Annotated in this window: 23 protein-coding genes and 1 pseudogene; 8 read left to right on the top strand and 16 right to left on the bottom strand. The window is 57.1% G+C overall.

All coding sequences use genetic code 11. From position 1 onward, the window contains the following. Positions 1 to 47: 47 nt before the first annotated feature. From HALA3H3_RS03990 to HALA3H3_RS04025, 8 genes and pseudogenes are all read right to left on the bottom strand, one after another. Positions 48 to 278, bottom strand: a pseudogene (locus tag HALA3H3_RS03990) (MBL fold metallo-hydrolase); the annotation flags it as partial. A 274-nt stretch (positions 279 to 552) separates the two neighbouring features. Then, complete coding sequence (gene mauJ / locus HALA3H3_RS03995; RefSeq protein ID WP_022520041.1) at positions 553 to 1,362, bottom strand: methylamine utilization protein MauJ; 810 nt, start codon at positions 1,360 to 1,362, stop codon at positions 553 to 555. Between the two features lie 28 nt (positions 1,363 to 1,390). Then, the gene (locus HALA3H3_RS04000) at positions 1,391 to 2,230 is read right to left on the bottom strand and encodes a hypothetical protein (protein WP_022520042.1); all 840 of its coding nucleotides are present in this window, start codon (positions 2,228 to 2,230) and stop codon (positions 1,391 to 1,393) included. 131 nt (positions 2,231 to 2,361) lie between these two features. Further along, the gene (locus tag HALA3H3_RS04005) at positions 2,362 to 3,228 is read right to left on the bottom strand and encodes a hypothetical protein (protein ID WP_022520043.1); all 867 of its coding nucleotides are present in this window, start codon (positions 3,226 to 3,228) and stop codon (positions 2,362 to 2,364) included. Positions 3,229 to 3,521: 293 nt separating this feature from the next. Next, the gene (locus HALA3H3_RS04010; protein WP_022520044.1) at positions 3,522 to 4,391 is read right to left on the bottom strand and encodes a DUF7281 domain-containing protein; all 870 of its coding nucleotides are present in this window, start codon (positions 4,389 to 4,391) and stop codon (positions 3,522 to 3,524) included. Further along, on the bottom strand, positions 4,388 to 5,632 hold the full coding sequence (locus HALA3H3_RS04015; protein WP_053856898.1) for a hypothetical protein: 1,245 nt from the start codon (positions 5,630 to 5,632) through the stop codon (positions 4,388 to 4,390). The genes HALA3H3_RS04010 and HALA3H3_RS04015 overlap by 4 nt, the downstream gene beginning before the upstream one ends. A gap of 2 nt (positions 5,633 to 5,634) precedes the next feature. Beyond that, positions 5,635 to 6,270 carry a condensin complex protein MksE gene (locus tag HALA3H3_RS04020; RefSeq protein ID WP_022520046.1) on the bottom strand — a complete coding sequence of 212 codons (636 nt, stop codon included), beginning with the start codon at positions 6,268 to 6,270 and terminating at the stop codon, positions 5,635 to 5,637. Then, positions 6,267 to 9,932 (bottom strand): ATP-binding protein, encoded by a 3,666-nt coding sequence (locus tag HALA3H3_RS04025; RefSeq protein WP_022520047.1) that lies wholly within the window; start codon positions 9,930 to 9,932, stop codon positions 6,267 to 6,269. The genes HALA3H3_RS04020 and HALA3H3_RS04025 overlap by 4 nt, the downstream gene beginning before the upstream one ends. Before the next feature lie 165 nt (positions 9,933 to 10,097). Between HALA3H3_RS04025 and HALA3H3_RS04030 the strand changes: the two genes are divergently transcribed. Continuing rightward, positions 10,098 to 10,472 (top strand): type II toxin-antitoxin system RelE/ParE family toxin, encoded by a 375-nt coding sequence (locus HALA3H3_RS04030; RefSeq protein ID WP_022520048.1) that lies wholly within the window; start codon positions 10,098 to 10,100, stop codon positions 10,470 to 10,472. After that, entirely contained in the window at positions 10,465 to 10,770 is a 306-nt protein-coding gene (locus HALA3H3_RS04035) for a helix-turn-helix domain-containing protein (protein ID WP_022520049.1), read from the top strand. The genes HALA3H3_RS04030 and HALA3H3_RS04035 overlap by 8 nt, the downstream gene beginning before the upstream one ends. A 3-nt stretch (positions 10,771 to 10,773) precedes the next feature. On the opposite strand, the gene HALA3H3_RS04040 is transcribed toward HALA3H3_RS04035, so the two are convergent. Together HALA3H3_RS04040 and HALA3H3_RS04045 are read right to left on the bottom strand one after the other, a co-directional pair. Beyond that, entirely contained in the window at positions 10,774 to 11,802 is a 1,029-nt protein-coding gene (locus tag HALA3H3_RS04040) for a histone deacetylase family protein (protein ID WP_053856899.1), read from the bottom strand. Beyond that, positions 11,780 to 12,505, bottom strand: coding sequence for a GntR family transcriptional regulator (locus HALA3H3_RS04045; protein WP_022520051.1), 726 nt, complete (start codon positions 12,503 to 12,505; stop codon positions 11,780 to 11,782). The genes HALA3H3_RS04040 and HALA3H3_RS04045 overlap by 23 nt, the downstream gene beginning before the upstream one ends. A 210-nt stretch (positions 12,506 to 12,715) precedes the next feature. Between HALA3H3_RS04045 and HALA3H3_RS04050 the strand changes: the two genes are divergently transcribed. The 6 genes from HALA3H3_RS04050 (at position 12,716) to HALA3H3_RS04075 (ending at position 20,352) form a co-directional block, all read left to right on the top strand. Then, the gene (locus tag HALA3H3_RS04050; RefSeq protein ID WP_022520052.1) at positions 12,716 to 14,272 is read left to right on the top strand and encodes an ABC transporter substrate-binding protein; all 1,557 of its coding nucleotides are present in this window, start codon (positions 12,716 to 12,718) and stop codon (positions 14,270 to 14,272) included. A gap of 76 nt (positions 14,273 to 14,348) precedes the next feature. Continuing rightward, positions 14,349 to 15,329, top strand: a complete 981-nt coding sequence (locus HALA3H3_RS04055) for an ABC transporter permease (protein WP_022520053.1) — start codon at positions 14,349 to 14,351, stop codon at positions 15,327 to 15,329. Beyond that, on the top strand, positions 15,326 to 16,159 hold the full coding sequence (locus tag HALA3H3_RS04060; protein ID WP_008959734.1) for an ABC transporter permease: 834 nt from the start codon (positions 15,326 to 15,328) through the stop codon (positions 16,157 to 16,159). The genes HALA3H3_RS04055 and HALA3H3_RS04060 overlap by 4 nt, the downstream gene beginning before the upstream one ends. Positions 16,160 to 16,168: 9 nt before the next feature. After that, complete coding sequence (locus HALA3H3_RS04065; RefSeq protein WP_022520054.1) at positions 16,169 to 17,809, top strand: ABC transporter ATP-binding protein; 1,641 nt, start codon at positions 16,169 to 16,171, stop codon at positions 17,807 to 17,809. A gap of 28 nt (positions 17,810 to 17,837) precedes the next feature. Further along, positions 17,838 to 19,220: an FAD-binding oxidoreductase gene (locus HALA3H3_RS04070; RefSeq protein WP_022520055.1), complete on the top strand. Its 1,383-nt coding sequence runs from the start codon at positions 17,838 to 17,840 to the stop codon at positions 19,218 to 19,220. 22 nt (positions 19,221 to 19,242) lie between these two features. After that, entirely contained in the window at positions 19,243 to 20,352 is a 1,110-nt protein-coding gene (locus HALA3H3_RS04075; protein WP_022520056.1) for a pyridoxal phosphate-dependent aminotransferase, read from the top strand. A 193-nt stretch (positions 20,353 to 20,545) separates the two neighbouring features. Here HALA3H3_RS04075 and HALA3H3_RS04080 read toward each other — a convergent pair whose 3' ends face one another. From HALA3H3_RS04080 to dctP, 6 genes are all read right to left on the bottom strand, one after another. Then, entirely contained in the window at positions 20,546 to 21,499 is a 954-nt protein-coding gene (locus tag HALA3H3_RS04080) for a branched-chain amino acid transaminase (protein WP_022520057.1), read from the bottom strand. Then, entirely contained in the window at positions 21,496 to 22,602 is a 1,107-nt protein-coding gene (locus tag HALA3H3_RS04085; RefSeq protein WP_022520058.1) for a class II histone deacetylase, read from the bottom strand. Before HALA3H3_RS04085 ends, HALA3H3_RS04080 begins: the two co-directional genes overlap by 4 nt. After that, positions 22,599 to 23,630, bottom strand: coding sequence for a histone deacetylase family protein (locus HALA3H3_RS04090; RefSeq protein WP_022520059.1), 1,032 nt, complete (start codon positions 23,628 to 23,630; stop codon positions 22,599 to 22,601). The genes HALA3H3_RS04085 and HALA3H3_RS04090 overlap by 4 nt, the downstream gene beginning before the upstream one ends. A 21-nt stretch (positions 23,631 to 23,651) precedes the next feature. Then, positions 23,652 to 24,926 (bottom strand): TRAP transporter large permease, encoded by a 1,275-nt coding sequence (locus HALA3H3_RS04095; RefSeq protein ID WP_022520060.1) that lies wholly within the window; start codon positions 24,924 to 24,926, stop codon positions 23,652 to 23,654. Then, positions 24,923 to 25,468: a TRAP transporter small permease gene (locus HALA3H3_RS04100; protein ID WP_022520061.1), complete on the bottom strand. Its 546-nt coding sequence runs from the start codon at positions 25,466 to 25,468 to the stop codon at positions 24,923 to 24,925. The genes HALA3H3_RS04095 and HALA3H3_RS04100 overlap by 4 nt, the downstream gene beginning before the upstream one ends. An 84-nt stretch (positions 25,469 to 25,552) precedes the next feature. Continuing rightward, on the bottom strand, positions 25,553 to 26,626 hold the full coding sequence (gene dctP / locus HALA3H3_RS04105) for a TRAP transporter substrate-binding protein DctP (RefSeq protein WP_022520062.1): 1,074 nt from the start codon (positions 26,624 to 26,626) through the stop codon (positions 25,553 to 25,555). Positions 26,627 to 26,638: the final 12 nt, after the last annotated feature.

Genomic DNA, 26,638 nt, shown 5'->3' on the forward strand with positions numbered 1-26,638 from the left:
CTAGTTTCCCCAGCATAGTCCAAATTCCTAGACACGCATGTGGCCACACTCGCCAGTATGCCCGGCAGCCCATAGCAGTGGTCGCCGTGCACGTGGGTAATAAAGATGGCTTTCAGTGAATGAAACGACAGCTTGGTGTGCAAAACCTGGTGCTGGGTGCCCTCACCACAATCGATCAGGTACCAGCCCTTCCCCTTGCTCTCTCGCAAAGCGACCCCGGAGACGTTCCTTGTTTTAGTGGGCACCCCGGCGGAGGTGCCGAGGAATAGTAAATTCATATTTTATTCGTGCTCTCGCTTATGTACTCGCTTGAAGAACAAGGTAATGGAGTGCCTGCCTGATTTTATACATTCGTTCTTTTACGATGATTATTAGATGCACATAAATGCAGTGGAAGCCTACTGATATCCGCCAAGCGTAGCTGTTTTCATTTGCCGTTAAAGGGTTAGCATACCTAGTTCATAATGCCTGAATTCTGGTGCGTTTAAGGCAATACATGACTTATCAGTAGCAAATTTATGTGGTGGGCTCGACGCCACCTTCAGCGATTAGTTATACGTCGCGCATGCAGTTGGCACAGAGTGCCTCCAATGCACTTAGAAGTGGCCGGACTTCCTCATCAATTTTGGGATCGATTGGGGCGTACCCAAACGATTTGTCCAGCTTGAGGTGAGCACAGCGATGACGGACATCAACCACTTCGTCAACGAAAGTTTCAAACTTTCCGTCTGGAAGCAGTTTCTCAAAATTTCGTCGAAGCCTATCGGACTCCTTGAACGCAGTTTTCAACGGTTTCTTCTTGGAGCCCGAAAACAAGCTTTCGAGGATTCTAAAAAAACCTAAGAATTTTTTGATAGGACTACTATCCGCCGCAGCGTCATTGAACTGAGCAAGTAGGCGCATGTCGATCGGCTTGAGAGCGCTTTCCTGAAACCGCTCAGAATCAAATGCTGGAGTCGGTATGACTTCTTCTAAATGAAGCTCAACAGAATATAACTTATCTCCAAATTCCTTCTCTTCCTCCTCCGTCTCAGTGATGCGCTTGCAGGTAACAAAGCTGTAATCGATTCTGAAACGACCTGACTGGAAAGAAATTTGCTGCGCCATGTACTGGGCAATCCAGTGAGCTATAGGCTTCGCTTCTTTCACTCCATATCCAAGAGTGATGTATAAGGAGCCCACCTGCTCTACATCCGAAGGACAGATGCAGTCGTTTTCAGGTTCAATCCGTGCTTCGAATTCTAGTCGATCAATTGAGCCATTCCCGAATTCGACCGGTTGCTCAGACGCTCCCTTGTACTTGTGCTCCTTTCCAAAATGGAAATTGACTGCTTCAAAACGAAATTGCCACTCGGTCTTCAACGGAAGCCTCCTTACGACGTATAACGCTTTAAGAACCGATGTATTTTGCTGAATCCGTGTTGCTTAATTTGCTAGTTTGCTCTTGCACTGTATTATCTGTTTTTTCTTCAAGCTCAAGCGCAGAATAACCATACTGCATAGCTTGAAATAATGAAAACAGTACTGCGACGAAACCAAGTACTTTAACTATAGGCCGCTCAAGGAAGGTGTTAACTCTGTTACCCCAGTTTTTCTTGTGAACATTTATCTTGTCGCGTTGTAAGAGGTAATACATATGCTGAAACCAATAAACCTTAGACATAGTCGACTTATGTAGCTTTACATATTCTTTAGCGGCGAATGCATCAACTTCTTCCTTGCCGGTAAGGTTATCACGATGCTCCCCATTATTCAGCTTCATAAAGCTTGCCATTCTTGGGTGCTCTACGCAGTTTTTTCCATATACAGACAATATTAATGACGACAGGTTAAATTTCTTAGAGTCAGGGATTCTTTTACCGTCTTCACCAGAAAGGACTTTGTAGCGGTGAAGCAATGCTTCAAATCCATAGTTAATATTAGACATATTCCAGTGCAGCCAAAATCCACCATCATTTTCAGACAAAAATGAGAAAAACTGCGCCAGCATCTTTTTTTCTAGATCGTCATAATGGTCATGGATTTCTTCACGAGGAATCTTGTTAATTTCGGCGACCAAATGAATGGAAAAGCTGTGCATTGTGGAGCTTCCAACATGGAGCACAGCGATAGAAGTTATCCGCGGAGAATAATTTTCGTTGTTATCGTTTAAATTCTGACACGAGTAGTGAACAATAAACAGACTCTGTTCATTTTCTCGCAATTTCTTCAAAGTCTCTTTGGTGTTCAATTATTGCTCCACATTCTGATTTCAAACTAACGCTTTATTAAGGCGTGAGGCACCCAACATTATTGTCGAAGACAACCATCTTAAACACGAAAACCAACGCATAGTAAAAATGCTGCGAGTGCCGAATCATCTTAAAAACTTGTTATGTCATCAATAAACTTGTGCAATCCCACTGGCATGTACTCCTGTGCTAGATTGTTATAATCATTTTCGTATGGATCCAGCGTAAAAATAATAGGGGTACACTCCACTGGCAAACCGAAACTCCTTATGATTACTTGAATATAGCTTCTACTAGCTTCAATGTTATCTTCAAAACATGTGTGACCAGATAAAAAGACTTCCTTGAGGCAAGCATAGTAGCCTTCCAGTAACTCAGACAAACAGAGCTGGCTTTCCTGTAACTCTAAGACTTCTCTAAACTTTTTCCAATCATAGCCACAAGTTAGAAGTTCATCAACAATTAAATAAGGGTCACCTCCTTCAGCGTGACCGTCTCTAAAGTCCATGTTGATACCAGAAATTGGTATTTGGTAATGCTGTGAAAAGTTTCGCAATTCGTAACAAATTTTATAAGGATTTGAATTAGTGTATAAACCCTGCCTATGCGAATTCCACTTAGCGTAGGTTTCAGAGTCTTCACCGAAAAAGTTTTTCATCAATCGCTGAGATACTATAAGAAACGTAGAGGCTGTAGCCAAAAAATTTATTGTAGCTCTACTTATATCTGACATTTGTGAATATGGCTTATCACTCCCCAGAAGAATTTTGGGGTGAAAATTTAGCTTCTGCTTCTTTGTTTTGATAGAAAGATACTCTTCGTAGTTCTTAGAAACTAAAGACCACGCAAAATAAAAAGGCTGTGATTCCCATAATATATTGGTTGTCGACCGCATTTCCTTGTACGTTTTTAATTCAAATTCCCTTGCAACCACCTCTGGCATTGCTTTTGTTTCATCAACAAATTTGTAAAATCCTATTCTTAAGTTTCCAGACACATGCATATCCTATTGTTGTGACATAACAGTGATTCAACTGAAGGCAGCATATGCCCGCTCATTCATTAAGATCTTGTGACCACCTTATTTGACTCTACCCCACTGATTCGCCTGGAGACAAAGAAAAAATAGGCATTATATCCAAATGTAGCGTACTGGCTCGTTTTGCTCTGCCTAATCATACAGCCTAGAAAACACTACTACGCCATGGGAATCAGGTCTACGGCGCTGATGAATCCTACGAAGACAAAGCGTGAAATGCGGGCTTGAGCGGCAGCCTTTTGATCCGACTTTTAGCTAAGTCCCACACACACCATCTCCCCACCAAACCACTGCTGCTTAAGCCCCCGCTGCTTTTCCAGCAGCAGCGTCAGATACTCACGCAGTGGATGAGCCGATGGCAGCGAAGCAAGGTGTTTACGAAGCCTGCGCTGATAAGGAAACTGCTCGGCAGGCACATGCAACGGTGTGGCGTTTTGGGTAAGCCACTCGATGCCGGGCAGGAGCAAGTGCGTGGCCTTGTTGTCGAGTGCTAGCGTAACGCCTTTTACATCGAAGTCACCGGCGTAGATATGTGTTCGGCGGGTTTTGCGCCAAGCTTCTGCCAGTAACGCGAAGCCGCCGCCGTAGTGGCTATCGCCGCGGTAGACGACCAGCGGATTTACGTACCCGCTTAGCGCTGGGAGTTCCGGCGAAAACTCGTAGAAGCTGTCCAGGTTTTCGACCTGCACCAAGGCGCTAAAGGCACTCAATTTTAACCCCAGCACATCTACATCACGAATAGCGCGTGGCTCGTTGGCAAGCCCGGTTGTTGGCTGGGGCGGAAAACTGACGAGTACCCGCCGTGCGCGGGGGCTTTCGCGGCTTGCTTTGTTTTCCTCTACACCCTCTTTCGCTTGGGCGCTGCTGGTTAGGCCGCTGAGTGAGCGGCCTAGTGGTGCTATGCGGGCGCTCTCTAACACGTCATTGATCTGCGCCAGCAAGGTGGCGTCAAAACGCAGCGCTTTACCGTTGATTCGCATGGCCAGGTCAATGTCGTGCTGGTGGCACCAGGCTACCACGTCGTCTACCCACTGGCGGCGGGGCTTCTCCACCGTGGGCTGGCGGAGCAGTTCGCGGGCGACGCCGTTAAGGCCATTGCGTGCGCGGCTGGGTAGGTTCATACGGCCAGCTGCAGTTCTACATCGTGGATCAGGCGCAGGTGGTTGAAGGTACTCGCCTGACTTTCCTGCTGTTTGAGCCGAAACGCCTTCTGATCGCTGCGCGGCAGGCCCTGGTATTCGGAAATCACCTGGAAGAGCCAGATTTCCTCCGGCCATTCCAGCGGGCTTTCGTGCAGGTACTCAAGGGCGCTGACCGGCTCTGCTTGGGGCTGGTCGATCACGCTTAAATAGAAGTGCTCCACATCCTGTTTGAGCGCCTGCTGGCGGGCAGCGGCTAAGCTGCTCTCCTGGGCTTGGGCAGGGGCCGCGGCTTCTACGGTTTGCGTGGTGTGGCGCGGCTGGGGTAGCTGGTGCAGCAAGTCGGCGAGCAACCGGCTGTCCAGGTTACGATCCAGCGCCGGGGCGGCCGCCGCGCTTAGCGGTGCAGCTTGATTGACCAGCCCTGGCACTTCGCTGCGCCGGGCGTAGTTGCCCGGCACAAAGCCGGGATGTTCCCGCATAAAAGCGGCCATGCCGCTGATCAGGCGGCTGCGCGCCTGCTGCTTGCGAAAGCGCGCCATCAGTTCGATCAAGCGCCGCTGCACTTCGCGCAGGCTGGTGTAGTGGTGGCTTAGTTGCTGCTGAAGCTGGCTGATCAACAGCTTGCGCAGGCCGCCGTCGCTGCCCACCAGTTCGATCAGCTCGTCGAAGTCGATCAGCGCCAGGCCATCCAGCAGTCTCGCGATCTGCTTCTGGGCGCGGTCGTTTTCGCGGATTTTGTCGTTGAGCTGACTGACGAAACCAAAATCACTATTCAGCCGCTGCCATAAACTGTCGATGGCATCGGCGAAGCGTCCGTTCAGGTCGTCGACCTCTTGGCGCAGGCGCATCAACTGCTGCTCCAGCCGCCAGTGCTCGCCGCGGCTACGCGCCTCCCGATAGCTATGTACCAGGGCGCGAATCAGTTCCAGGGTTTCCGCTACATCGGCGTTCACATGGCGGCGGGTCTCGTCGGCAAGCATCTCGGCGATCAGTTCGCGCACCTTGGGCGCCAGCTTCACGCCGCTCTGCTCATCCGGTCGCCATAGAATGCGCGCCGCCAGCAGCTTGCGTAGCGCGCTATCGCTGAGCGATTCCAGCGGCACTTCATCGCGGGTGTAGGCCTGCATCAGCACATCGGCATGCTTGCCGAGCAGCGCCAGCCGTTCGCTGCCGGTTTTCAGCAGGCGGCTTTCCAGAGCGTGTTCCCCATTAGAACCCATGCTCACAACAGGGCCTCCTGGGAACCGGAGCCTTCCTCGCTACCCTCTTCGATGGGCAGGTTCTCTTCATCGCGAATAAAGCGCACCAGATCCACCAGGTAGTCGATCTTGCCGGTGACCACGAATACCTGCCGCTCTGAATGGGGCTGGAGCAGGTAGCCATGCTCTTTCAGGCGCTTGAAGACCTGCTTTACCTGGGCGTCGAGCTGGTCACTTTGCGAGCCAAAGAAGCTGTCGGTGGCCAGGCGCTCCAGGCGTTCGCGCAGGCTCTGGTTATCTTCGCACTTGGCGCTGAACTCGGCGGGTTTGAGTACGTCGCCGGGGGCGGCCAGAGTGTCGCGGCCCAGCGCCTCCTGAACCAGCTGCAGCCACTCCAGCAGCGGCAGCAGGCTATTGAGCGTATCGCCGAGCTGGCGGGAGAGCTGATCGCGGGCGTTGTCATTGAGCTGACGCCAGGCCAGAAAATAGACGCTGCCATCTTCATTGCTGGCCAGCCGTCGGTTAAGCGGCCGCAGGTAGGTATCGATCTCTTCCCGGGTCTCTTCATTGGTGAGATGACGATAGCCGCTCTCATCGCTGATCGGGCAGACAAACTCACCCGCCAGCAGGCGCTCTAGCAGTGGGCCATGTTCGATCATACCGTCACCTCCTGCTGACGTTCCTGGAGTCGTTCGGCCAGGCGGCTTAGCCGTGGCTCGATGCGTTTTAACACCCGCTTGTTGGGGTTGGCCTCATCGCGATCAATCAGATAGCGGTTGGCGAACAATAGCAACACATCGGACTCGGGGTTGGGAAACGCGCCGACGATATGAATACGGTTGCTGTCGCAGGCGTCGAACAGTTTTTCGACGTTGTGGTACGCCAGGGTGCCGATTTCATCAATAGGCCAGTGGATGGCGATTTCTGCATCGCCGCGCAGCAGGCGGGTAAAGGCGAGTAGGAACTTGCACAGAATCAGATACGCCATGCCGTGGCTGGAGGACTCCAGCAGTTGGCGGTCGTTTTTGATCACCAGATCGGTGCCGCCTTCGTTCAGGTGCAGCTCTAGGCGCAGCAGGCTCTCAAAGCTGTACTGCTGGTCGCTGCGCAGCAAATCGACCACGTCCGCCAGAGCGTTGAGGTAGTCATCGCTGGGCAGCGTCTGGCCGGACTCGCGCCACTCTTTATAGCGCTGGGCGAACAGCTTCAGCGGCTCCCAGAAGCCGAGTTCATCGATGGTGGACTGGATGCGCACTTCGGCCTTGGTGATGCCCTCCAGGCGCAGGTCATCGGCGACTTCTTCAGAGAGACGACGGCTTTGGGCGCTGATGCGCCGGTTCAGGTCGCGGAACACGGTGAAGAACTTATCCAGGTCGTCGCTTAGGTTGCGCCCTTCCTGAATCAACTGCTGCTGTTGATCTTCGAGCAGTTTGAGCATGTCGCGCAGTAGCGGCAGCTGTAGGCGCGGGTTGTCGCTCTGCAGCTTGCTGCGTTCGCTCTCCAGCGCTTCGGCAAAGCCGCTGCTGGCGTCCTTGATCAGTTGGCTTTCGACCTCCAGGCAGCCACGGCGCAGCTGCTCGATGAGCTGGTGGCGATTGCCCAAGGCTTGGCGGGCGCGCTCGATACGCTCGTCCACATCGCCCAGTGGCGTGCCGGGCGCTTGGCTGTCGGGCTCGATGGCCAAGCTTTCCAGTTGGGTGAGTAGCGGCTTCAATGCTTCCAGGCAGGCGTATTCGCTCTCCCGCTGGGTTTTCAGCGTGCTGACTGTGCTTTGGTGAGTTTTGCGCGCGGCCTGGAAGTCGTTTTTCAGGTGCTCTTTATCCCGCTGCAGCTTTTGCTCTGCTTGCTCCAGCTCTGCCTCTTGAGCGACGAGCTGCGGTTTATGCTGCCCCCACTCAACGCGCATAAAGCGGGTGTACTCGGTGAGCTCATCCTGGCGGGCGGCGGTGACGCGAATGCGTTCATCCTGACTTGCCAGCCGCTCCTTGGTATCTTTTAGCTTGGCGGGGTCAACGCCCTGCTCGGCCAGTTCCTGGCTAAAGGCCTCTTCCAGTTCCGTGCGTTGGCGCTTGTGTTCGGCATTGGCGTCGCTCAACTGCTGCTTATACTGGCGCAGTTGGGCATCCAGGCTATCCACCTGGCTCTGGCCGTCGGCCTTGAGCTCCAGCAGTTGGCTTTGGTGGGTCTCGCTAAGGGCGGCGAGCGCCTGCTGCTTCTCTTCGCGCAGCTCCTTCTGCGCCTGCTCCTGGCTGGCTAACGCGGTCTGATGCGCTGCGCGACGCTCCTGCTGGCGCTTGGTATGGCGCTCCTGCTGCTGGCGGCGGGCCTCTATCGCAAACTCGACTTCCTGCTCGGCGCGCTTGTGAGCCATGCGGCCCTGATCTTGGGCTTCATCGGCCTGCTGCACCCGCTCGTTATGCTGCCTGAGCGCTTTCTCGGCGGCCTGGCTCTCTGACTGCACCCGGCGTTTGGCGCTATCGGCTTCTTCGATGGCGGCCAGCAGGCTGGCTTCATCCTGGGCGTAATCGGGCAGGGCAATGGCGGAGAGATCCACCGCCAGCCCAAACAGATCATCGCTAGCGCCTTCTGCCAGTTGCGGGGCGAGGTCACGCCGCTCTAGCAGCTCTGGCGCAATCACCTTGCCTAACTGCTGCTCCCAACCGGGGCGGTGATAGCGCAGGAAATGGCGCAGGCTGCCCTGCTCCGGGTCGCGCTGCTGATAGAGCGCGAAGCAGCGCTGCTCGGCGCGCTCCAACTGCTGACGAAGTTGCACCAGTTGCTGTTCGGCACTGTCGCGCTCGCGTTTTCGGCTTTCAAACTCCCGGCGCAGGCCATCCAGGGTAGCAGCCGATGCGTTGCGCTCCTGCTGGGCCTGATCCAGGCGCGCCTGGGCAAGCTCCGCCTCGGAAGCCTCTTCAGCGGTCTGAGTCGAGAGCGAGAGCTGCGCTTTCAGTTCGGCTAGCTGCTCGACGCCGAGTTCCAGCTGCGCCTGGTACTCGCCCTCCAGGCGTTGGCGCTCCTGTTGGTAGCGTTCGTTGAGCTGCTGTTCGGACTCCCACTGCTGCTCCCGGCGCAGGGCTTTCTCTTCGACCAGGGCGTCGATCAGTTCCTGGGATTCACGGGTCTGGCGGGCCAATGCTTCGGAAAGCTCGCGCAGCCGCCCGTCCAGGCGCGCCTGGCTCTCTTTGACCGCGTCCTGCATCACGTTCAGGTGCTTTTGCAGCTGGTCTCGCTGCTCCCGCCACTGGGGCAGCGCATTGATATCGCGCTCCAGGGCGGGCATGTCCGCATCAGCGTAGTGCTCGTACTGGGTTTGCAGGTCGTTGAGGCGGCGCTGGGTCTGCTGTAAATCGCTGACCACTTCACTGTGGCGGTCGTTTAGCTTATCCCGTGCTTCTGCGTAGTCGCTCTCACGCTGCTGGAACTCGCGCTGGTGGCGGGCAAGCTCGGCATCCAGATCGGCCATTTGGCGCTCTGCTTTCTGACGGTCGTCTTCCAGTTGGGGTTTCAGTTGCCACAGCGTGGCATCCAGGTCGGCGAGTTCACGATCGATACCGGCCAGCCTGGCCAGCGATGCCTGCAGCGGTTCCAGGCGCATGGATTGGCGCATCTGGGCAATCCACTCCCGTGCCTTGGTGTTGCGAATCCGGGTCACCGGGAGTTCAACGCCATCCTCTTCGAAAATCGCCGCCAGCATGGTTTTGAGGGTGTCCATCTTGCCCTCTTTGGCATGCACCGCAGAAACCAGCTTTTCGATATGGCGGATGCGCCGCTCGGGTTTGACCAGGCTGAACTGCGACGCGATCTGGCGCAGCTTGAGGCCATCGCGGCTGTTGCCGTGCAGTTGGGTAAAGTCGTTCTGGATCACCGAGCGGAATTCAGAGGTGGCGCCCAGCTTGGGCGACACCGGCGTGCCGTTGCGCCGCAGGCCGCTGGCCCACTGGGTGTAGTCCAGCGCCGCAACGCCCGCGTCGCTCTCCACCAGATAATCCTCCGGCTGGTAGGGCGCGCCGACAAAGCGGTATTCCACCCCGCCCTCGGCCTTGCGGGTCAGCACCGCTTGGCAGATGTTGCCCGCTTCGCGGCGGTATTCGTACACCAGGTAGCTGTTGCGGTGGGGCAAATAAAACGCGTCGAACTTCATGCGCGTCTTGGGCACGACCTTGTTGGGTAATTCACCGTAGAACACCGGTACCAGGCGCTGTAGCGTGGTTTTGCCGGAGGCGTTGGTGCCGCAAATATTGGTGTGACCGTCCACACTCAGTTCGACCACGCCTTCCAGGTGGCCGTGAATCATCACGATGCGTAGCAGGTGGGCCATGCCGTGTCCTTTCGATGACTATTTCAATGGCTATCCGGATCGTTTTGCTGATCGCTGAAAGTGGCTATATTGCCAGACACAGACCAAAGCGGCTACGCGGCTAAAAAAAGCTGGCTCACTATAACACTTAGTGCTATATATTGAGGATAACAGTACAGGTATCAGATGCGAGTATTTAAAAACAAAGTGTTCAGTAAGTGGGCAGCAAAGGAAGGACTGGATGATGCTGCTTTGCTAGCCGCAGTTGAGGAAATGGAGCGCGGCCTGATTGATGCTGACCTAGGTGGTCATGTGGTGAAAAAACGCGTGGCAATCGGTGGTCGAGGCAAGAGCGGCGGGGCCAGAACCCTGTTGGCTTATAAGATCGGTAATAAGGCGTTCTTTGTTTATGGTTTTGCCAAAAATGCCCGCGCTAACATCAGTGCCGAAGAGCTTAAAGCGTTAAAACATTTAGCAAAAGAATTACTGGGCTACGGTGAGAAAGCATTAGCCGAAGCCATTAAGCATGGCGCATTGATTGAGGTAAAAAACGATGGATAAATCAATCTTAGATATGGTGCATGAAACGGCTCAAGATCTTCACGCGGCTGGTGTGATGAAAGAAACCACGCTGCGCGAGTTCGATGCACTCTGTCTGCCGCCGGTAAAAGAGTACACAGCAATACAAATCAAGCGGATTCGCACCAAGAATCACGCCAGCCAAGGCGTGTTCGCGGCCTACCTGAATACTAGTGTGTCCACGGTTCAAAAGTGGGAGCAAGGCCAGAAGAAACCTAATGGCCCTTCGCTTAAGCTGCTGAACCTGGTGGCCGAAAAGGGCTTGGAAATACTGGCTTAATCGTCAGGGCGTTTTGTTGCCAAGCAACCCCTCGAAGAAACTCACCGCGTTGGCTTCCAGTCCTTCCAGGTAGTAGCCGCCTTCCTGAACCACCAGCGTGGGTACGTTCAGGTCCGCAACCCGGCGGCCCAGCTCACCAAACCCTGGCGTGGAGACAGCCACCTTGGCCTGGGGGTCGCGCTCGTAGATATCAAACCCCAGCGCCAGCACGATGGCATCAGGCTCGAACAGGCGGATGGTCTGGCAGGCTTCTTCCAGGCGGTCAAAGAACACCGACTCCTCTGACCCATGAGGCATCGGCAGGTTGAGGTTATAACCCAGTCCTGCGCCCTGCCCGCGCTCGTCTTCGAAGCCGGTGACCGCGGGGTAGAAGTTGGTGGTATCGCCGTGGATCGAGATATACAGCACATCGTCGCGCTGGTAGAAAATTTCCTGAATGCCCTGCCCATGGTGCATATCCGGGTCTAACACGACGATGCGGGGGTAGCGCGAGGTGAGATGCTGCGCGGCAATGGCGGCATTATTGAGAAAACAGAAGCCACCGGCGGAATCGATGCCCGCGTGGTGGCCTGGCGGGCGCGATAACGCATAGGCAAATCGCTCCCCGGCTAATAAAGCCTCAGCCCCGGCGACCGCACTCTGCGCCGACCAATAAGCAGACTGCCAAGTGTGCTGGCCCACGGGAGCGCTACCGTCAGCCAAGTAACGCCCGGCTTCCGCCAAGATGCCGCGCAGAGCATTGGGCGAACGCACAAAAATATTGGAAATAACTTCTTCTCCCCAATCCTCGCCGAGGGCATGCCAGCGCCGATGGGCACTTTCGAGAAAGCGCAAATAGGCCAGCGAATGCACCGCCCTTAACGGCGCCACGCCATGATCCGCGGGCGCTTGAATATCAAACCCTAGCTGTTTGGCGGCTGCCAGCAGGTGCGTGGCACGCTCGGGCACTTCCTGGGGTGTGCGCATTTTGCCCCGGGAGAAGTAGGTTTGCGGCTGATGAAGCAGTTGGTCAGCGTGGAAGAACGTCTTCATCGGCACTATCTTCATCAGAACTATCTCCGGTTTCGCCCACACCCTTGACCACAAAATCGCGGGCAACGCCGATATGGTAGTCAATCGCCTCACGGCAGGCAGCAGGGCTGCCGCTATCCAGCGCGTCAAGCAACTTAAAGTGGCTGGTGGCGATGGTGTCGGGGGCTTCATGGGTTTTGGTAATTAGGGTGATGCAGAGGCGCAGCTCATGGGACAGGTCGTCAAAGGCGCGCAGCAGACGCTCGTTACCTGCGTAATGCAGCATCAGTCGATGAAACTGCAAATCCTCCTCGATGCGGCGGGTGCCATCGTTCCCGGCTGCCGCTTCACATAGCACCTCTACTTGCTGCTTGAGCGCGCGCTGGGCATCGGCGGTATAGCGTTCTGCCAGGCGTTCGATCGCGTGGCGCTCAAGGCAGAGCCGCAAATCAAACACATCTTCGAGTTCAACGGCATTCAACGCGCGAACAAAGAAGCCTCGACGCGGTTTCGAGATCAATAAACCACGGCTTTCCAGCAAACGAGCGGCCTCGCGAACCGGTGCGCGGCTAACACCCAGGTCGCGGGAGAGCTGCACTTCCGAGAGCCGTTCGCCGGGTAAAAAGTGTTGCTGAATAATCGCTTGGGTTAAATAGTCAGCTACTTGCTCGACCAGGTTCTGCTGCTGGATAAAGGCCCTGGGAGCCGCCGTTGGTGAGGCCATCGCATTCACTCATGGGATATGACGTGTTCTTCCCAGTATGACGAAAAAAAGCCACTTGTCGACGAACGATTGCCGACTGTCGACAGTTTTACCAAGTGCTGCTATGGTCAAAACAGATCCCTAACAAACATCACAACCGGGTCTGACACGCCTCGCTCGCCTAACGACTACGTAACCTCATTACGTGCTAATAACCGAGGAGCAGGAAACATGAAAAAACCTTTAGCTTTGGCTATTTCCGCTGCAGCACTCGCTTTCACCTCCGCCGCCCTGGCTGATGACCCCAAAGAGGGCGGTGTGGTTAACACCATTATCCAGCCGGAGCCGCCGGGCTTGGTGCTGGGCATGGTTCAGAACGCACCCACCCGTACCGTCTCGGGCAATATCTACGAAGGCCTGTTGCGCTACTCCACCGACCTGGAACCCATGCCGCAGTTGGCGGAGTCGTGGGAGGTCAGCGACGATGGCCGCACCTACACCTTCCATCTGCGTGAAGGCGTTACCTGGCATGACGGCGAAGCCTTTACCGCCGAAGACGTGGTGTTCTCCGCCGATGTCTTCCACCGCGAGTTGAACCCCAGTGCCCGCGCCGTGCTACAGCACGTGGAAAGCATCGAAGCCACCGACGACCACACCGTTGTATTTACCCTTACCCAGCCTTTCGGCCCTTTCCTGCTCTCCTTTGAAGCAGGCACCTTTACCATGGTGCCCGAACACCTTTATGCGGGTACCGATTTCCGCAACAACGAACACAACGATCATCCCATTGGCACCGGCCCGTTCAAGTTCGACAATTGGGAACGCGGCACCGTCATCGAGCTGGTCAAGAACGAAGAGTATTACGAAGAGGGCTTGCCTTACCTGGATGGCGTGAACTGGCACGTTATTCCTGATGGCGCTTCCCGTGCAGTGGCGTTCGAAAACGAGACCATTGACGTGCTGCCCAGCGGCACCGTCGAAAACTTCGATATTCCCCGCCTGGCCGAAATGGATAACGTCTGCATGACCGAAGAGGGCCACGAGTACTTTAGCCCCTTTGCCATGCTGTGGATGAACAATCGCGAAGGCCCCACCGCGGATAAACGCTTCCGTCAGGCGGTGATGTACGCCATGGATCGCGAGTTCGCCAAAGATGTATTGTGGAACGGCCTGGGCAATGTGCCGCTCTCCGCCTTCGGCTCCAATGCACGCTTCCAGAACGATGACCTGGAACCCTACGATCACAACCCCGAACGCGCCCGTGAGCTACTGGATGAAATGGGCTACGACGGTGAAGAGATCACTATTCTGCCGCTGCCCTACGGCGAAACCTGGACCCGCTGGGCCGAAGCCGTGCAGCAGAACCTGCGCGAAGTGGGTATTAACGTTGAAACCCAAGCCACCGATGTGGGCGGCTGGAACCAGCGCCTGGGCGATTGGGATTACGACCTCGCGTTTACCTATCTCTACCAGTACGGCGACCCGGCACTGGGTATTTCACGCACCTACCTTTCCGACAACATTGCCAAGGGCTCGCCCTGGAATAACGTGGAAGGCTACGAAAACGAGCGCGTCGACGAGCTGTTTAACGAGGCCGCCACGGCTTTCCCCGACGAAGAGCGCGAAAAACTTTACCGCGAAGTACAGGAAATCCTCCATGAAGACGTGCCCGTTGGCTGGCTGATGGAACTGGGCTTCCCGACCCTGTACCGCTGTGATGTGCAGAACCTCGTCACCTCTGGCGTGGGTGTCAACGACGGCTTTAAAGATGCTTGGCTAGATCGCTAAACCCAAGCCACCCAGGTGGCGAGAGCTACCTGGGTTTTTTAGCTATGTCTTGAAGGTATTCGTCAGGAAACGACTTATGGTTTACGCGCGCCTCATTCTGATGCGGCTGTTTAAAGCCGTGATTGTGCTGTTTTTAATCGTTATTTTTAACTTTCTGCTGATTCAGCTGGCCCCCGGTGACCCGGCCGCGATTCTGGCTGGCGAAGCGGGTGCCGCCGACCAGGAGTTTCTCAACCAACTGCGCGAGCGGTTTGGGCTCGATCAGCCGATGTACGTGCAGCTGTGGCGCTACGTGTCGGGTATCGCCATGCTCGATTTCGGCTACTCCTACCGATTGGGCGTCCCGGTATTTGATCTGATCATGGATCGTTTACCCGCCACCCTACTGCTCACCGGCACCGCTTTTGTGCTTTCGCTGGTACTGGGCATAGTGGCGGGTTCCATGGCCGCGTCACGGGTCAAGAAACCCTCTGGATCACTGATTATGGCCCTGGCGCTGGTGTTCTACGCCACGCCGCTGTTCTGGGTCGCGCTGATGTCGGTGGTGGTGTTTTCCGTCTACCTTGGCTGGCTGCCCGCCTACGGCCTCTACACCGTGGGGGCGGGCCATACGGGGTTTGCGCTGGTGCTCGATGTCGCCAAGCACCTAGTGCTCCCGGCGACGACATTAGCGCTGTTCTTTATGGCGATTTACACCCGCATGACGCGCACCTCGATGCTGGATGCCGCTCAGCAGGATTACGTCAAAACCGCCCGCGCCAAAGGCTTGAAGCCCAGCATTATCCAGCGCCGCCATGTGTTGCGTAACGCCCTGCTGCCGATCATCACGTTAGCGGGCCTGCAGGCGGGGCAGATGGTCGGCGGGGCGATCCTGACCGAAACCGTGTTTGCCTGGCCCGGCATCGGGCGGCTGATGTTCGAAGCGCTACAGCAGCGCGACTACAACCTGCTGCTGGGGATTTTCTTCTTCTCGGCGGCCTTGGTCATCGTCTTCAATATCATTACCGATTTGGTGTACAGCCTCGCTGATCCACGTATCAAGAAGGGGGCCGCATGAGCTTTTTCGCACGCTTCGCGCAAAACCGTGGCGCCCTCGTCGGCCTGATCATCCTGCTGCTGATTATCGCCATGGCCATACTGGCGCCGCTGCTGTTTCCTGAATCGCCCTGGCGCATGGTGCAGCGGCCCTTTTTACCGCCGCTCTCGCAAGATGGCTTTCCGCTTGGCACCGACACCATGGGCCGCAACGTGGCCTCAGGCCTGATGCACGGCGCTTGGGTATCGCTGCTGATCGGGCTGGTATCCACTAGCGTGGCGCTGCTTATCGGTGTACCGCTTGGTGCTATTGCCGGTTACTACGGCGGAATCATTGACGACGTATTGATGCGCTTTACCGAGTTCTTCCAGACCATCCCCAACTTCGCGCTGGCGATTGTGCTGGTGGCCATTATGCAGCCCAGCATCACCTCCATCGTGCTGGCGATTGCGATTGTCAGTTGGCCGCCGGTGGCCCGTTTAGTGCGCGCTGAATTTATGTCGCTGCGTAACCGCGAGTATGTCGAAGCCGCGCGCCTGGTCGGCCAGTCCAACACCACGATTATTCTGCGTCAGATTCTGCCCAATACGCTGTCGCCAATTATCGTACTGGCCTCGCTAATGGTGGCCACCGCGATTTTGCTGGAGTCGGCGCTGTCGTTTCTCGGCCTGGGCGACCCGAACGTGATGTCCTGGGGCTATATGATCGGCGCGGCGCGCACGGTGATTCGCCAGGCGTGGTGGCTGAGCTTCTTCCCGGGGGTGGCGATCCTGCTCACCGTACTGGCGTTGAACCTGGTGGGTGAAGGTTTAGACGACGCACTGAACCCCAAACTATCACGCGAGCGCTAAGGACTTTATATGCCTATTACAGAGAATCAATCGGCTGACACCGTCCTCAGCATTCGCGACCTGAACATTGCGCTCCCCAAAGGGGCGGATCGCGCCCTGGCGGTGGAGGACGTTAGCTACGAGGTGAAACGCGGCGAAATCATGTGCGTGGTGGGTGAGTCCGGCTCCGGCAAGTCGATGGCCGCCAACGCGGTGATGGGGCTGCTGCCCAAGGGTGTGCACGCCACCCATGGCGAGATACTCTTCGAGGGGCAGAACCTGCTCGCCCTGACGGAGAAGCAGCACCGCGCCCTTCGGGGCCTCAAAATCGGCATGATCTTCCAGGAGCCGATGACCGCCCTGAATCCGCTGATGCGGGTAGGTGCGCAGATTGCCGAGGTGTTCGAGGCCCACGGCCAGTTCACCCCCAAAGAGCGCCAGGCCCGCGCGCTGGAGCTGTTGATCGAAGTGGGTATTCCCCAGCCGGAGAAGGCCATTCGCGCCTACCCGTTTGAGCTTTCCGGCGGCCAGCGCCAGCGGGTGATGATCGCCATGGCGCTGGCGTTGGAGCCCATTTTGCTGATTGCCGATGAGCCTACCACGGCACTGGATGTCACCACGCAAGCGCAGATTCTGGAGCTTATTCGCGACCTTCAGCAGCGGCGCGGCATGTCGGTGATGTTTATTACCCACGACTTTGGCGTGGTAGCCGAAATCGCCAACCGTGTTTGCGTTATGCGCCACGGCAAGATCGTTGAACTGGGTGACGCCAAGTCGGTGCTTGAGAATCCTCAAGACGCCTATACCCAAGCGCTGATTGCCGCGATTCCCAGCAATGCAGTGCCGCCCCACCGTGAAACCAGCCAAATCGCCCCGCTGCTGGAGATCAAGCAGCTCAATAAGGTCTTTCGCTCCCGGGGCGGGTTCCTTAAACCTTCTCGCGAAGTGCGCGCACTTGAGGATGTATCGCTCACCTTGGCGCGGGGTGAAACGGTGGGGATTGTAGGCGAATCCGGTTCGGGCAAATCCACTCTTGGGCGCTGTGTGGTGCGTTTGGAACACCCCGACAGCGGCGAGCTGCTGCTCGATGGGGTAAACCTTTCCCAGCTCAAGGGCGACGCGCTGCGCCGGGAACGCCACCGCGTGCAGATGATCTTTCAAGACCCTTACGCTTCGCTCAACCCACGCACCAAAGTAGGCATGGCGATTGCCCAGGGGCCGATTGCCAACGGCACCCCCAAAGCCGCGGCGCTTAAACAGGCAGGTGAGCTGCTCGATATGGTGGGCTTGGGCGCCAGCGCCGTGGAACGCTTTCCTCACGAGTTTTCTGGCGGCCAACGCCAGCGCATCGGCATTGCCCGTGCGCTGGCGCTCAACCCCGAGCTGATTGTGGCGGACGAGGCCGTCTCGGCGCTGGATGTGTCGATTCAGGCCCAGGTGCTGGAGCTCCTGGAGGAGCTTAAACAGCGGCTTTCGTTATCGCTGCTGTTTATCACCCACGACCTCCGCGTCGCCGCGCATATCTGCGACCGCATAGTGGTGATGCAGCATGGCCGCATCGTCGAGCAAGGCAGCGCCGAGCAGATCTTCCTCGCCCCAAAAGAGGCGTATACCCAGGCGCTGCTCAAGGCAATTCCCGGCCGCGAAGCGCCCGTGGCGGCCACTGCGTAAATTATTTAATGGTAAAAAAGGATACTCAATGCAGATAACCCTGGAGGCGCTGCGCGCTATTGTAGGCCCGGCCCACGTATTGACTGGCGACGATGTGCACAGCCGCCGCGTGGACTGGATGACCGGCGCGCCCTGCCAGGCCGGTGCGATTGTTCGCCCGGCGGATACCGAACAAGTCGCCGCGGTGATGCGCGCCTGCTATGAGTTGCAGCAGCCGGTGGTCACCCACGGCGGATTAACCGGGTTGGTGCACGGTACAGAGGCTAGCCCGGATGAGCTGGTGATTTCTCTGGAACGTATGAGCGCGATTGAAGAGATTGATCAAGTGGGCGGCACCCTCACCGTGCAGGCGGGGGCACCGCTGCAGCGGGTTCAAGAAGCCGCGAAAGAGGTCGGTCTGCAGTTCCCGCTGGATCTCGGCGCCCGGGGCAGTTGCACCATTGGCGGCAATATCGCCACCAACGCCGGGGGTGTCCGGGTCATTCGCTACGGCATGATGCGCCAGCAAGTGCTCGGCCTGGAGGCGGTGATGGCCGATGGCCGGGTGGTCAGCTCCATGAACCACATGCTGAAAAACAACGCCGGTTTCGATTTAAAGCAGCTGTTTATCGGTAGCGAAGGCACCCTGGGGATTGTGACCCGCGCAGTGCTGCGCCTGCAGCCACCTACCCCAAGCGAGCAAACGGCGATGGTGGCCTGCCCCTCGTTTGAGGCACTTACCGGGCTGCTCAGCCATATGGGCAAAGCGCTCGGCGGCAGCCTGGGTGCGTTTGAAGTGATGTGGCAAAACCACTACCGGTTGCTCACTGAAACCCTGGGCCGTCACACTCCGCCGATTGCCACCGAGCACCCGTTTTATGTGATCATCGATTCCCTGGGCAGCGACGCTGAGCGCAATGCCACTCAGTTCAGCGAAGCATTAGAAAGTGCCCTTGAGAGCGAGCTAATTGTCGATGCGGTGATTGCGCAGTCGACTACCCAACGCGATGGGCTTTGGGCGATTCGCGAGGATATCGAGGGGCTGGTCAAAGGCTTGGCGCCGGTACTCACCTTCGACGTCAGCCTGCCGATTGCCGATATGCAGCGCTACACCAATGCCTTGGAAGCACAGCTAACCCAGCGCTGGGCAGAGGCGAAACTGGTGGTATTTGGTCATCTCGGCGATGGCAACCTTCATATTTCCGTTAGCGTGGGGAGCGCTGAGATCGAAGTGCGGCGAGAGGTTGAAGCCATGGTTTACCAGCCGCTGGCAACGCTGGGCGGCTCAGTTTCCGCCGAGCATGGCATTGGCCTGGAGAAGCGCCCCTGGCTCGCCACTTGCCGCTCCAGCGCCGAGATTGAATTGATGCATACGCTCAAGCAGGCGCTAGACCCACATCGCCTTCTCAATCGCGGTAAAATATTGAGTTAATAATTGTTTTTAGGATATCAACATGCCCCGCTACCCCAACCACTTACTGAGTGAAGGCCCTGCTAATCCATTTCCGGGCATTAAGGTGCTAGAACGCCGACTTGGCAAGGTAATCCCCCATCGGCTGGGCTCTAACGAAGGCCTGGATATGCCTCACCGCGCCCTGCGCGATCACTTTGGCGATGCGCTGGTCGAACACGTTTACTGCTACGGCGACGCCGAGGCGCTGGGTGTTCGCAAACGTATTAGCGAACAACAGGGTATGGCGCTTGAAACCCTGCTGGTAGATGCCGGTGCCGATAGTTTGATTGCCCTGGCCCTGCGCACCACCTGCGAACCGGGTGAAACCGTGGTGAGCACCGCAGGCACTTACCCCACCTTGGGTTATTTTGCCAAAGGCCAGGGCTGTAACCTGGTAGAGCCCAGCTATTATGAAGCGCCCGGCGTGCTGGCCCCCGACCTGGAAGCTCTGGCCGCCGCTGCCCATCAGGAAAACGCACGACTGGTGTATCTGGCCAACCCGGATAACCCCAGCGGCCACTTACACAGCGACAGCGACATCCTCAAGCTGCGCGAGGCGCTGCCCGACACCTGCTGGCTGCTGCTGGACGAAGCCTATGGGGACTTCCGCGATGACGCGGGTAGCGAGTTCGCTGCTAAAGCAATACCGGGGGTGATTCGCCTGCGCACGCTTTCCAAGGCTCACGGCCTGGCGGGCCTGCGCATTGGCTACGCCATCGCCGACCCTGACGTGCTGGCGATGATGATGAAGGTGCGCATTCACTACGCAGTATCGTCGTTGACCCTGGCCGCTGCGGAAGTGGTACTCGACCACCCTGACGAAGTTCACCAACACGTCTCCGATGTAAAAGCCCGCCGTGAGCAGTTGGCTAAACACTTTCGCGAACTCGGTGCCGATGTGTTGCCCAGCGCCACCAACTTTATCGGCATTCGCCTGCCCAGCGCTGAACTCGCCGCCGAGGTACATCAGCAACTGCTCGCTGAAGGCGTTTTGGTCGCTCGTTTGGCACACCCAGAGCTTGCCAATGTAATACGTATTACGGCCGTGCAAGCCGCACTGGTGCCTGGAAGATTGGCGGCTCTCGAACAGGCTATTAAAGAGCACGCCTGATTAAATTAGTAAATTTGATAAAGGATGTATGCATGCAGATAGCTGTAAGCATCGAGGGCAGGTTTCCGCGAGGGCGCTGTGAACCCATCCCTGGGCGCTACTTTTGTCATCCATGACAAAAGACCCTCGCTTCAACCTGCCCTCGCAGCGGGTGACAGGGGTTGCATAGTTCTTACTTCCAACCCCAATAGTCCTAAGGCGTTAACCAATGCCTGAAGTCATCCAACTCACCCCGTACCGCCTGGCGATATAAGCCCTGCAGTTGCGCCGTCACGCTATCTGGGCTGATCGGCTCGTTGACAGGCGGCGCACCCGTTCGGGTGCCGATATGGCGACCATCCAGTTCGCGAAGCGGGAGTATTTCGGCGGCGGTGCCAGTTAAAAATGCCTCATCGGCAGTGTAGAGCTCATCACGAGTAATTCGCCGCTCGCGCACTTCAATACCCAGCACTTTTTGCGCCAGCTGAATCACGCTATCCCGGGTGATACCTTGCAGGCAGGACGTCACTTCCGGGGTGTGCAGCACGCCATCGCGGAGCAAGAAGACGTTAGCCGCCGAGGCTTCAGCCACATAGCCTTCCGGGTCGAGCATGATGGTTTCATCGAAACCGGCTTTGATCGCGGTATTCAGTGCCAGTATCGAGTTGACGTAGTGACCATTGGTTTTCGCCCGACACAAGCTGATATTGACGTGATGGCGAGCCCAGGAAGAGGTCAGCGCGCGCAAGCCGTGGGTGGCGGCCTGGGGCGAAATGTAGGGGCCTAGATCCCAGGCGGCGACCATTACGTGGGTGGTTAATCCTTGGGCGCGTAATCCTAAACCTTCCGCACCAAAAAACACGGTAGGTTTCAGATAGGCATTGCTCAGGCCGTTTTTGGCCAGGCACTCGCGCTGAGCCTCGATCAATTCCGCTTCACTAAACGGCAGCGGCATATCCAGCGAATGAGCACTCTCCGCCAAGCGGCGGGTATGTTCAGCAACACGAAATAAATGCGTGCCGCTGGGGCCAGCGTAGGCACGCACGCCCTCAAAACAGCCCATGCCGTAATGCAGCGTATGGGTGAAAACATGCACCTTGGCGTCGCGCCACTCACGCCACTCGCCATCCTGCCAGATCCAGCCGTCGCGGTCATAAAGCGGTGTCATTGTTTGCGTTGCTCCCACTGTTGGCACCAGTCGTCTATTAACAGTTGCTGGTGCGGTTGCAGGGCCTGGTAGCCCCAAGCGGCAATTTCATCGTTTTGCGGATCGGGCACAGCAATGGCAATGCCCGCCAGGGTTTGGATCACCGCGTGGCCGCAGAGCGGCACATAGCCTTCCGAATAGCCGCCTTCGTGAATAAACACCAGCTTGCCTTCACAGCAACGCTCGGCCAGCGCTTTAAGCTGGGCGGTCATGGTGGCGAACGCCTGGCTATTGAGCAGCATTTTGCCTAAGGGATCCTTAGCGCAGGCGTCGTAACCGCAGGCCACCACGATGAGTTCGGGCTTAAAGGCTTCCAACGCTGGCAGCACCAGCGTTTCCATGGCGTAGGCGTAGGCGCCCAGGCCACAGCCCGGTGGCAGCGGCAGGTTGAGATTGGTGCCCAGGCCTGCGCCTTCGCCCTGCTCGTCAAAACTGCCGGTTTCCAGCGGGTAGTTCGCCGCTTGATGGAGTGAAACGGTCAACACATCGGGCTCGCCATAAAATGCCGCCTGCTGACCGTTGCCGTGATGAACATCCCAATCGAGTATCGCCACACGGTTAACCTGCCCCAAGGCGCGGGCGCGCATCACCGCCACGGGGATATTGCCCAGCAGGCAGAACCCACGGCCTAGATCGGCTTCGGCATGGTGCCCCGGCGGGCGGCATAGGGCGTAGGCGTTGCCCACCTCGCCCAGCGCTACGGCTTCAACGGCGGCAATGGCCAGCCCTGCGGACTGCGTGGCCGCCGCCCAACTACCGGGCATGTAAGGCGCGCAGTCGCCACCATTGCCGCCCCGGGCTTTATCCCCCGCCTGCAGTTCATCTAAATAGCGCGGAGTATGAAAGCGCAGTAAGTCTTCCAGCGAGGCGGCGGGCGGTTTAACCACCTGAAGCTCGTCAATCAGCCCGCTGACTTCGAGGATATTCTTCAGCCGCCGTTTGCTCTCCGGGCTTTCCGAGGCGGCCTGGGGCTGTAAAAACTTACCGGGTGCGGAAAATACCCCAATCGCTCCCAGATCGTGCCAAAAGCAGCGTTCGTGCCAATAAAAACCGGTTCTGCTCATGCCTTAAAACCCTGCATAAAGGCGGTCAGGTTGGCGCTTAGGTGCTCGGTGGGATAGCCTCCCTCCTGAACAATCATCATGGGTAACGAGAGCGCTGCCAAGCGTTTACCCACTTCGATAAATGCTTCGGTCTCTACCGTAAGCCCCGCTAGCGGGTCATCTTTGTGGGCATCCAAGCCTAACGCTACCACCACGGCATCGGGCTCATAGCGCTGTAGGTGATCAATCAGAATCGCCAGGGCATCGAGATAAACCTCCCCGTCGCTGCCTACCGGTAAGGGCAGATTAACGTTAGCACCTACGCCCTCATCAAAGCCCTCTTCATCAGCACCGCCCCAAAAAAACGGGTAGAAATCACTGGGGTCGGCGTGCAGCGAGCCCGTCCAGACATCACTGCGGTGATAGAAAATATCTTGGGTGCCGTTGCCGTGGTGGAGATCCACATCGATGATGGCTACTTTGGCGAAGCGTTCGCGCAGCACCGTGGCGGCCAACGCTGAATTGTTCAGCAGGCAAAAGCCCCCAGCGCGCTCCGGCCCGGCATGGTGACCCGGCGGGCGGCACAGTGCGTAAGCCGATGGCGCGCCATTAAGCACCTCTTCTGCCGCGGCTTCGGCGCTAGCCGCTGAGGCCAGCGCGCCTTGAAAGCTGGTCGCACTTAGCGGGCAGGCCATATCGTGAAGGTGCCAGCCCGCCTGGCCAATCGGGTGGCGCGGGTAGTGGTGGCCACCGCCGCAAGGGTGAATGTTGGGCGCAACCACTTCCGCCGCATTGGGCAGCGCCTGCCAGCGAGCGTAAATGGTGTCCAAAAACGTCAGGTAGCGCGGCGTATGAATCTGTTCCAGGCGCTTGCGCAGCTTAGGCGAATCGGCCTCGGCAGGTGCAGACAGGGTCAGCCCTGCCGTTGCCAGCCCTTGGGTAAGCAGTTCAGCGCGCACCGGGCCTTCCGGCGAAGGCGCAGGTTGGCCGCGCAGCAGAAAGGTCGGCGGCGCATGCAACGCCTGATCAGGGTGATAAAAACACTTCATGGGTCGCAGTCCTTAGCTAAATTACAGCAGTGACGGAATCCAGGTAGAGAGCGCCGGAAACGCCGCCAGCAACACAATCACCACCAGGAACGACACGTAAAACGGCAGCGATGCCACGATTGCCCGTTCATAAGGCACCTCGGCTATTCGCGCGGCGGTCATCAGCGTCATCCCCACTGGCGGTGTCACGTTGGAGATATTGAGCACCACGATCATCAGGATCGCGAAGTGGAGCGGGTCAAAGCCCAGCTGGATCATCGCTGGCACCAACACCGGGGCAATCACCACCAGTGCGGGCAGCACATCCATCACCGTGCCAATCACCAAGAGTAGCAGACACACCAGCATCAGTTGCACAAAGGCCGCATCGCTGAAAGTGGTGATCATGCTGGCCGCATCCCTGGCGATGCCCGAGCGGGTGACGAACCAGCCCAATACCGCCGAGGTGGCTAACAGGAAAAAAACCACACCGGAGAAGCGCACCGTGGTCACCAGCGCATCCCAAATTTTGCGCCAGGTAAGATTACGGTAGAAGACCACGCCAATCACGATGGCGTAAACCGCCGCAAACCCCGAGGCTTCGGTAATCGTGGTGAGCCCCGAGAGAATCCCGCCAAGAATAATCAGCGGCACCACCATGGCAGGCAGCGCGACTAACAGTGCAATGATGGCCGCCTTAAAGGGTGTAGGAGCCTGTTTCGGGTAGTTGCGCTTCCAGGCCAGGAAGAAGCTGACGCCCAGTAGCGCCAGCGCCATCAACAGGCCGGGAATAATGCCACCGGCAAACAGGTCAATCACCGAAATATCCCGCAGCAGTGTTGCGTATACCACCATCACCACGCTTGGGGGAATAATCGGCCCGATGATGGAAGAACAGGCGGTAACCGCAGCGGCGTATTCGGCATCGTAGCCCTGATTTTTCATCTCAGGAATCATGATTTTGCCGATGGCGACGGTATCGGTGACCGCCGCGCCGGTGAGACCCGCAAAGAACACCGAGACCGAGATATTCACATGGGAGAGTGACCCGCGCACCCGGCCGAACAGCGCATTGTTGAAGGCGATCAGCTTGTGAGTCAGCCCGCCCTGGTTCATCAGCTCAGCGGTGAAAATAAAGTAGGGCACGGCAATCAGCAGAAAGCCGGAGACGCCGGAGAACATGCGGTCGGCAATGATACCGAGCATGCGCTCGCCGCCGATGGCAAAGCCACCCGCTAGCCCCGACATGGCCATCACCACCGCTACCGGTGCTCCGATAAACAGCAGCACGATAAACGCAATAATTGCAGGAGTCATGAGCGGTGCTCCCCGTCAGAGGTGTCGATGAGTTCGCTAATCACGTCCTGCTCATCAATGAAGTGCTCCAGCAGGGCAAAGCCATGCACCAGATGCAGCAGCATGAGGACGCCACTGAGAGGCACCACGATAGCGGTCACCTTGCTGGGAATACGAATTTGATCAGAGACCATGTAAACCTGGGTGGCACTGGCGAAGTAATCCCAGCCGTACCACGTCAGCATCAGTGCAAACAGGCCAATCACCGCCAGGCAGAGCCCGGCAGCCACTTGCACCATTACTCTGGGCAAGCTGCGAACCAGCAGGGTCATGGCGACGTGCTCGCCATAGCGCAGCGAAATCGTCATGGAGAGAAAGCCGATCCAGGGCAGAAACAGCCGCGCCAGCGAGTAGGTCCAGCTAAGCGTGCTGCCAGTGAGCAACTTGTAGAGAAACGCAGTGAACGAGATGCCCAGCATCGCCAGAATACAGCCCACACACACCACGATGGCCACCTGATTGACGAGATCGCTCAAGCGGCGCAAAGGAGTTAAAACGCCCATGTTTTTTCCTCACGCTGGGGCCTCACATTGCCCCAGCGTATATCGTTCGCTAACCGTTATTGGCCCTGTTTTTTTGACCCAGCTTTATTGGCCATAAATGCGGTAGTCGTCTTCTGCCAACTGCTGGCCGACGCGCTCGACTTCGTCAAGCAGTCCCTGTACGCGGGCTTCGTCCATGCCGAAGTCATCGACGATCCACTCCTGCCAAGCGGGACGAGCAATTTCCGCCATCCGCTCACGCTCAGCGTCGGGCATCAGGTAGCACTCTTCAAAGCGTTCACAGGACTCCACCCAACTAGCGGTAGCCAAGGCGCCTGACATACCGTGGCTTAGTTGAATCGCTTCCCGGGCGGAGCTGATCACCGCCTGCTGATGCTCTTCGGGCAGCGACTGGTACCAAGACTCGCTGACCACCCAGGGGGCGCTGTTATACACATGCCCGGTGAGCGTGGTGTAGTCGGTGACCGCATCGAAATTGAAGGTGGTGTTGAGCACCGGCGCATTGAACTGACCATCGGCAAGTCCGGTTTCCAGCGCGGTGATTAACTCGCCCCAGGGCAGCGGTGTGGCCGAAGCGCCTAGCGAGCGCATAATCGCCACGTGGGCGGGGTTCTCTTCAGTACGAATATTGAGCCCTTCTAAATCCTCGACGGTCTCAATCAAGCGCACATTGTTAGTGAAGGCGACGAAGCCACCGCCATCGTCGAAGGTACCCAGGTAACGCATATCAGCGGCTTCGACGGTGCCGGACATAAAGTCGGCGAACCATTCACTATCAAAGAAACTCCACGCCTGACGCCAGTTGGTAAACAGGAACGGCGCCGTGACTACTTGGTAGTCTTCGTAGAAGGAGGACATCGCCCCGGCAGACATAATCGTCGACTGTAGCGTTCGTCCCCCCTGCACCTCCGAGCCGTTTTCCACCTCGGAGCCTAGCTGGCCGCCGCCGAAGATCGTGACCTCAAGATCCCCGTCGGTTCGCGCCTCCACCAGGTTCTTGAAATGCACCAGCGCCGGATAGATTTCGTTATTGCTCATATCCTCTGGCAACTGCGTGGCGATCACCATTTCATAGGATTGCGCCTGGGCATTAGCACTTGCAACAGCCAAAGGTAACGCCGCCAAGGCGGCGAAAAATACTGATTTTTTTGCGTTCATAACACACCTCAT

It is taken from the genome of Halomonas sp. A3H3 (assembly GCF_000982975.1).
GTDB classification, from domain to species: domain Bacteria; phylum Pseudomonadota; class Gammaproteobacteria; order Pseudomonadales; family Halomonadaceae; genus Vreelandella; species Vreelandella titanicae.

What these genes read in the sequence shown, in the direction of transcription:
- HALA3H3_RS04070 (WP_022520055.1), top strand. Translation starts at nt 17,838, where the DNA reads ATGCAGATAACCCTGGAGGCGCTGCGCGCTATTGTAGGCCCGGCCCAC.
- HALA3H3_RS04060 (WP_008959734.1), top strand. Translation starts at nt 15,326, where the DNA reads ATGAGCTTTTTCGCACGCTTCGCGCAAAACCGTGGCGCCCTCGTCGGC.
- HALA3H3_RS04080 (WP_022520057.1), bottom strand. Translation starts at nt 21,499, where the DNA reads ATGACACCGCTTTATGACCGCGACGGCTGGATCTGGCAGGATGGCGAG.
- HALA3H3_RS04045 (WP_022520051.1), bottom strand. Translation starts at nt 12,505, where the DNA reads ATGGCCTCACCAACGGCGGCTCCCAGGGCCTTTATCCAGCAGCAGAAC.
- dctP (WP_022520062.1), bottom strand. Translation starts at nt 26,626, where the DNA reads ATGAACGCAAAAAAATCAGTATTTTTCGCCGCCTTGGCGGCGTTACCT.
- HALA3H3_RS04040 (WP_053856899.1), bottom strand. Translation starts at nt 11,802, where the DNA reads ATGAAGACGTTCTTCCACGCTGACCAACTGCTTCATCAGCCGCAAACC.
- HALA3H3_RS04035 (WP_022520049.1), top strand. Translation starts at nt 10,465, where the DNA reads ATGGATAAATCAATCTTAGATATGGTGCATGAAACGGCTCAAGATCTT.
- HALA3H3_RS04075 (WP_022520056.1), top strand. Translation starts at nt 19,243, where the DNA reads ATGCCCCGCTACCCCAACCACTTACTGAGTGAAGGCCCTGCTAATCCA.
- HALA3H3_RS04020 (WP_022520046.1), bottom strand. Translation starts at nt 6,270, where the DNA reads ATGATCGAACATGGCCCACTGCTAGAGCGCCTGCTGGCGGGTGAGTTT.
- HALA3H3_RS04065 (WP_022520054.1), top strand. Translation starts at nt 16,169, where the DNA reads ATGCCTATTACAGAGAATCAATCGGCTGACACCGTCCTCAGCATTCGC.
- HALA3H3_RS04090 (WP_022520059.1), bottom strand. Translation starts at nt 23,630, where the DNA reads ATGAAGTGTTTTTATCACCCTGATCAGGCGTTGCATGCGCCGCCGACC.
- HALA3H3_RS04055 (WP_022520053.1), top strand. Translation starts at nt 14,349, where the DNA reads ATGGTTTACGCGCGCCTCATTCTGATGCGGCTGTTTAAAGCCGTGATT.
- HALA3H3_RS04025 (WP_022520047.1), bottom strand. Translation starts at nt 9,932, where the DNA reads ATGGCCCACCTGCTACGCATCGTGATGATTCACGGCCACCTGGAAGGC.
- HALA3H3_RS04015 (WP_053856898.1), bottom strand. Translation starts at nt 5,632, where the DNA reads ATGGGTTCTAATGGGGAACACGCTCTGGAAAGCCGCCTGCTGAAAACC.
- HALA3H3_RS04010 (WP_022520044.1), bottom strand. Translation starts at nt 4,391, where the DNA reads ATGAACCTACCCAGCCGCGCACGCAATGGCCTTAACGGCGTCGCCCGC.
- HALA3H3_RS04050 (WP_022520052.1), top strand. Translation starts at nt 12,716, where the DNA reads ATGAAAAAACCTTTAGCTTTGGCTATTTCCGCTGCAGCACTCGCTTTC.
- HALA3H3_RS04085 (WP_022520058.1), bottom strand. Translation starts at nt 22,602, where the DNA reads ATGAGCAGAACCGGTTTTTATTGGCACGAACGCTGCTTTTGGCACGAT.
- HALA3H3_RS04095 (WP_022520060.1), bottom strand. Translation starts at nt 24,926, where the DNA reads ATGACTCCTGCAATTATTGCGTTTATCGTGCTGCTGTTTATCGGAGCA.
- HALA3H3_RS04100 (WP_022520061.1), bottom strand. Translation starts at nt 25,468, where the DNA reads ATGGGCGTTTTAACTCCTTTGCGCCGCTTGAGCGATCTCGTCAATCAG.
- HALA3H3_RS04030 (WP_022520048.1), top strand. Translation starts at nt 10,098, where the DNA reads ATGCGAGTATTTAAAAACAAAGTGTTCAGTAAGTGGGCAGCAAAGGAA.